We start from the raw sequence: 6,118 nt of genomic DNA, 5'->3' as shown, positions 1-6,118 counted from the left end.
TGGTAGGCGCGCACTGAGGGTGTAAAGAGATCGCCGGGGTACTTACCGTCGAGGGCCTGATGAGGCCGCTCGTTGTTGTAAACCTCGATGAACCGGTCAAATCGCTCCTGCTGCTGCAGGAAGTTGAAGGAGGCGGGTTTGGTGGCCTCCTTTTTGAGCGTGAGATGCATGCGCTCATGCCGGCCGTTTTGCTCGGGGTGACCTGGTTTAATGCGCTCGATACGAATGCCCAGGCGCAGCCACCAGATCGACAGCCGACTCAGCCCAAACAACGCATTGGGTGAGGCGAAGGGCAGGCCATTATCGGTACGAATCGCCTCAGGTACGCCAAACTCCTGAAATACCCGCTCAAACACGGTCACTGCGGTGGGCATCTTGGTGGATTCGAGACCCTCACAGGCCAACAAATAACGTGAGCACTGGTCGGTGATGGTCAAGGGATAGCAGTACTTGCGGTTGCCCAGCTGGAACTCGCCTTTGTAGTCGGCGCACCACAGTTTGTTCGGTGCGGTGGCCTGACTGAGGGCCGTGCCCTGCGCTTTGTAGCGTCGTCGCTTTCGGCGTTTTACCAACCCGTTTCGATCGAGCACGGCGTGAATCGTGCTCTTAGCGGGCGGCGGAATGATGGGGTACTGCCGAATGAGCTTCTCGCGAATCTTGGGCGCACCCCAAGTAGGGTACTCCCGTTTGATTTGCAGGATCGTGCGTTCGACCTGAAAGGGCAGTTGGTTGCCGTGGCGGTAAGGACGTCGACTGCGGTCTTCGAGCCCCTCGAGTCCAGATTGTTTGTAGCGATTGAGGATCTTGTAGCCAGTAGGCCTTGAGATACCAAACTCTCGACAAAGCGCCGACATGTTCTCACCGTCGAGACACCTGGCAACAAACCTGAGTCGTTCTTCCATTGGTTTACACTCCTTCCAAGGCATCTGAAGTCCTCCTTCAAATACCTAAATGTGTAAACCATGTCTCCGGTATATTCTGTAAGCTATGTCTCAGGTACTACAAGAATTCCAGCGGTAGCGGTTACTAACAACACAGCTGGTAAGTGCACAGTAAGTGCAAAAAACTGCTAGAAAGCCCCATTTACGCACCGTAGGGGCTGACACTGACGATCTGTTTCTGACTTTCAGTCGACCCTCTCCTTGGATAATTTCTGCTACCTTGAATATTGTATTAAGGCCTATGGATCCAACGTGGAGGCGGGCATGATTCGCAAAGACGCACCGAGAGATCGGCCGAGGAACAGCGGTGCCCCTGGGAGTATTGCCAGCTTCTTTATAAGCTTGGCGAGAGATTTCATGCAGCTATTTTTTGCTTTTGCGATTGGCACCGGCGGTGCGGCGGTTGTGTGCTGGCACTATGAACTACCGCTGGCACTCTCGCTGGTGGGCGGCATTGGTGTTTTGGGTTTGGCCTTGGCCGTAAAGTCGGACAGCATCTTCGACTAAAGTTGGCTGATAGCGGCTGCTGCTTCGGGCGACTACGAATGTCCGCTATTGAGGACTGCCCCGTACGCGCCCAGTGGGGATGACTGGTGGAGGGGGCGTGCCGGTGAGATTTAGTAGGGGTCCGTTGGCATCGGCTTTTGCACTGCTGGCCTCACTTAGGAGTGCGTAGTGGTCAATTTGCGGGCAGTACCTTGTGTGCGAGGGGAGTCAGTCCCTCTATCGATGCATCTACTTCATCGCCCGGTTGTAAAGGTCCAACGCCTGCCGGGGTCCCTGAAAAAATAAGATCTCCCGGCTGCAGGATAAAAAGCTTTGACAGCGCACTGATAATCTCCGCGGTAGACCAAATCATATCCTGCAAATCACCCCTTTGACGCTCGTCACCATTCACATGAAGAGTTATTTGACCCTCATTGATATGCCCGCATTGTGCTGAGGGCGTGATTTGCGACACGGGGGCAGAGTGGTCAAAGCCCTTGGCTGTGTCCCAGGGACGCCCCGACCTTTTTGCCTCTGACTGCAGATCACGGCGAGTGAGATCATTGCCCACAGCATAGCCAAAAACATAATTCAGGGCCTGGTCTTTGGCGATATCGCCGCCGCGTTTGCCAATGGCGATTACCAGTTCAACTTCGTGATGCAAGTTGGCGGTGGCGCGCGGGTAGGGAACATCGTTTCCTGCGACCACGATGGCGTCTGAAGGTTTGGTGAAAAAGAAGGGCGGCTCCCGTTGGGGGTCCGCACCCATCTCTCTGGCATGTTCTGCGTAATTGCGTCCGACACAGAAAATACGTCTCACGGGAAAAAGCTGCTCACTTCCCGTAACGGGAATGGCAACCCGCTCAGGAGGAGCGATAATGAAACTTTCTTCGCCGGGTGCGCTCATGATTCCCTCTCGTCAGACTGTCTTAGGCCGGCCATAAATATGCGGGTGCTGCTGTCGAGCATGTCAGGTATGTCGGCATTGGGGTAAAAGTGAGGCAGCTTGCCGCTCATGGAAATGGCACTCATGCCATGCACCATAGACCAGAGTTTTACGGCGAGATCGAGGCTGTCTACATTTAAGAGCTCCTGTTCCGCGATATAGGCATTCACCGCGTCCACGAGCATGTAAAAGCCCGATGCTTTCTTGTCAAAGCTATCGGCGTCCATGGCCCGGGCGCCAAGATCGCCCCACATAAGATCATAGAAAGCGGCCTTCTCAATAACGTATTGGGTGTAGGCCTGGCCAATGGCGATGATGGTCTCGATGCTCCCTGGTCGCGTGCTGGCGGTGGCCTTCCGCACGCGTTCGCCAAGCCCGAAGAAAGCGAGTTGACTGACGGCTTCGAGAAGGGCGTCGCGATCACGAAAATGCCGGTAGGGCGCTGCGGTACTGACCCCGGCCTGCCGTGCCGCGTCGGCCATGGCAAAGTTCAGGGATCCGCTGTCCTCGATGAGTTGTGAGGCAGCGAGGATCAGCGTGTTCCGCAAATCACCGTGGTGATAGCTTTTGAACGCTGCCGTCATGCTGCGTTGCCCATGAGGCTGTCTCCATCATTGTTGGGCTCGTCTACCCGCATCGGATGTTGCTCTGCCTGTAGACGACGATGCTTGCGACGATAACAAAGCATGAACATGGGCGGTATGTAAAAAAATGAGACTACGGTGGATAGCAGCACGCCGCCGGCAATAGCCATAGCGAAAGGTGGCCAGAACTGGCTGCCCTCCAGGATCAGCGGCAAAAAGCCGCCAAAGGTTGTGATGGTCGTGGATACAATGTGCCGGCTCGAATCCATCACCACATCCCGGACTGCGGCCGGCTCCCCCCGGGATGCGCGGGTGTCCAGTTGCAGGGCCGTGAGAATGATGATGGCCGCGTTGATCGATACGCCGATGGAGCCGATGACCCCGATAAGCGCCTGCACCCCGAAGGGGTAGCGGAAGATCGCCAGCGACAGCAGGCTTAATCCCATGGACAAAACAAACACCGAAAACGCCACGGCTGACAGTCGCCAGGAGTTAAAGGTAAGCACAATGGTTGCCAGCAAGGCGGCGACGATGAGTCCCATGGGGGCAGCGATGTTCTGCACGACGCTCGCCCGGGCATCGGAATTGCCACCAAACTGATAGCGGTAGCCAAAGGGCAGGGCAACGGGATCTTCCGTAAGAATGGCCTGCAGGTCTTTTAACGCCCCTTCGGCGAGCACACCGCGGGTGACATAGCCTTGCACCGTGTTAATGCGCTCACCATCCCTGCGAGTGATGGGACTGTTGGACGGTTCGAGGCTGAATTGCCCGAGGGTGCTCAGGCTGATGCTCTGCAGGGTGCGGCTATCCCCATCAGAGGTGGGCAGCGGCAGACGGATACTCGCTATCTGCTCCGGATCGGACCAGGTATTCTCGTTAAGGCGCGCACGTACGGGGAGCCGCTGTGTGCCTTCAAGAATCTCGCCACCTATGCGGCCACGGAGGGCGGCATCCAGGGTGTCTGCCACCGTCGCGAGATCCAGGCCCGCCATGCGAACGCGCTGCTCATCCAGCTTGAATACCAACTTTGGAGCACCCGCAACCAGCCCCGTGGTGCTGTGGGTGATGTCCGGTACTCGTTCCATGCGCAGGCGGAACTCCTCACCCAGGTGGCGCAGTGTTTCCAGATCCGGGCCGAAGAGGTCGACCTCCAGGGGCGCAGATACAGGGGGGCCCTGTTCGATGCCTAAAACCAGTATTCGCGCCTGAGGGTACTCCGCATCCAGCTCTGTCTGGAGTCTGCGGATGAGGTCGTCCGTGCGATTTTCGTCCGTAGTAAGCACCATTGCCTGGGCATAGCTGGGGATACCTTCCTTGTTACGCACCAGGTTGTAATAAAACTGCGGCGCACTCTCGCCGACCGTCCAGTCCACGCGACGGATGAGTGGCTCGCCGCGCAATCGCTCGTCGAGCTCCTGCACCAGGGCATAGGTATCGGTGATGGAGCGTCCGGGAGGCAGCGTCACCTTTAAGGACAGCTGATCGCGATCGGTACCCGGGAAAAACTGTGCCGTGAGCGTGGGGAAAGCGAGAAAGCCTGCCACCGGTAACGCCAGTGCCAGAGCTACGGATCCGGCGGGGTGGCGGATAGACCAGTCCAGAGCGTGGGACAGGGACTTCCCCATGGCGCCGCTGGCCACGCCGGTCTCCCACCAGTGGGAGCCTTTATTGAGCCCGCCGGGCAGAAGACGCGCCGCCAGTACCGGTGTAATAACAAGCGCCAGCACCAGCGATGAGCCGAGCATAATCACCACCGCCTTGGCGATGGAGCCCAGAAAATCGCCCGCCGGCCCCGGGAGAATAACCATGGGCACAAAGGCAAGGATAGTTGTGGCTGTGGAGGACAGCAGGGGAATACGCATGCGTTGCACGGATTCACTGATGGCGTCCAGGGGAGGCTCGTTATCCAGCAGGCGCTTGCGTACCTCATCGGTCATCACAATGGAGCCGTCCACCAGCAAACCCAGGGCTACCACGAGGCCGGTGACGGACATCTGATGAATGGGCAGTCCTATCTGGTTCATGATAACCAGGGACACCAGGGTGCACAGCGGCAGAATCACCGCTACCACGGTGGCGGCGCGCAGGCCCAGGGTGAACAACAGCACCAACAGCACCAGCAACACACCTATGGCCAGGTTGGTCAAAACGTCTCGAAGGCGCGCTTCGGTATAAGTAGCCTGGTTATAGCTGGTGGTGATTTCGACCCCGGCCGGTGCCTGGGCGCGGTACTCGTCCAAAAACGCCTCAAACTGCTGGCTCCACTTGTCGACCTGTTGGCCTTCGTTCATGGCGACGCCTAACAAAATGCCCCGTCGTCCATCGGTCTGTGCCAATGCCTGGGGCGGCGTTTGCTGTGCGCGGTACACCCGCGCGATATCGCCCACGCTAACGGAGTTGCCCTTGGCGTCGGTTCTGATAATGACGTTGGCAACGCGTGCGGCGGAGTCAAATTCTCCATCGATCTCTATGAGCAGGTCGTTCACATCGCCGCTGGCACGCCCCGACGCTCTTCGGGGGTCAGCGCCCTGCAGCGCCAGGGTAAGTTCACCGATACTAATACCCCGGGCCAGTAAGGATTGCTCGTTAACATCGACCCGGATTTCCTCCCTGGCCTCACCGTAGATGTCGACGAATTGCGTGCCAAAGAAGTTTCGCGCACGCTCGGCAAGATCTTCGGCGCTGCGGCTTAACAGGGGTAGCGAGAGCTCATAGCCCGGGGCGGAGGTCAGGGCGATGATGCGCACGTAAGCGGTGGTGCGGTCGTTGTCGAAGACGGGTGAGGCCACGCCTGCCGGAAACTGACGACTGGCATCGTCGATGGCATCGCGCACTTCGGACCACGCGCGCTCGATGGCACTCGCCTCAAGGGTCTCGTAAAGCTCGATAACAATAGAGGACACGCCGGTAGAGGAGGTTGATTTGACCTCGTCGACCTCAGCAATGGCGCGAAGCTCACGCTCCAGGGGCTTGCTCACCAGCGCTTCTATCCGTGCAGGCTCAGCACCGGGGAAAAAGGTAGTGACCGTTGCGACAAAATTGGTGATGGTTGGATCTTCCTGTCGGCCCAGAGAGCGCATGCTCGCAGCGCCCACCATGAGGATGACGATGACCGTGAGCCAAAGATAGCGGCTGTGAGAATAGAGCAGCTTGGCCAACAT

5 protein-coding genes are annotated in these 6,118 nt (G+C 57.9%); 1 reads left to right on the top strand and 4 read right to left on the bottom strand.

Translation table 11 applies throughout. From position 1 onward, the window contains the following. Window positions 1-902, bottom strand: a 902-nt coding sequence (locus ACTG3T_RS07835) for an IS481 family transposase (RefSeq protein WP_439101708.1), incomplete at its 3' end; no start/stop codon positions are given. A 396-nt stretch (window positions 903-1,298) separates the two neighbouring features. Between ACTG3T_RS07835 and ACTG3T_RS07830 the strand changes: the two genes are divergently transcribed. Continuing rightward, complete coding sequence (locus tag ACTG3T_RS07830) at window positions 1,299-1,448, top strand: hypothetical protein (RefSeq protein WP_439101707.1); 150 nt, start codon at window positions 1,299-1,301, stop codon at window positions 1,446-1,448. A gap of 172 nt (window positions 1,449-1,620) precedes the next feature. On the opposite strand, the gene ACTG3T_RS07825 is transcribed toward ACTG3T_RS07830, so the two are convergent. The 3 genes from ACTG3T_RS07825 to ACTG3T_RS07815 are packed head-to-tail and all read right to left on the bottom strand — an operon-like array spanning window position 1,621 to window position 6,118. Then, on the bottom strand, window positions 1,621-2,334 hold the full coding sequence (locus ACTG3T_RS07825) for a fumarylacetoacetate hydrolase family protein (protein WP_439101706.1): 714 nt from the start codon (window positions 2,332-2,334) through the stop codon (window positions 1,621-1,623). Then, window positions 2,331-2,957 (bottom strand): TetR/AcrR family transcriptional regulator, encoded by a 627-nt coding sequence (locus ACTG3T_RS07820; protein WP_439101705.1) that lies wholly within the window; start codon window positions 2,955-2,957, stop codon window positions 2,331-2,333. Before ACTG3T_RS07820 ends, ACTG3T_RS07825 begins: the two co-directional genes overlap by 4 nt. Next, window positions 2,954-6,118 carry an efflux RND transporter permease subunit gene (locus ACTG3T_RS07815; RefSeq protein ID WP_439101704.1) on the bottom strand — a complete coding sequence of 1,055 codons (3,165 nt, stop codon included), beginning with the start codon at window positions 6,116-6,118 and terminating at the stop codon, window positions 2,954-2,956. The genes ACTG3T_RS07820 and ACTG3T_RS07815 overlap by 4 nt, the downstream gene beginning before the upstream one ends.

The sequence above is a fragment of the Congregibacter sp. genome (assembly GCF_965660375.1).
GTDB lineage: Bacteria > Pseudomonadota > Gammaproteobacteria > Pseudomonadales > Halieaceae > Congregibacter.
The sequence above is the reverse complement of the archived record's forward strand: the minus strand, read 5'-3'. Positions and strand labels throughout refer to the sequence as shown.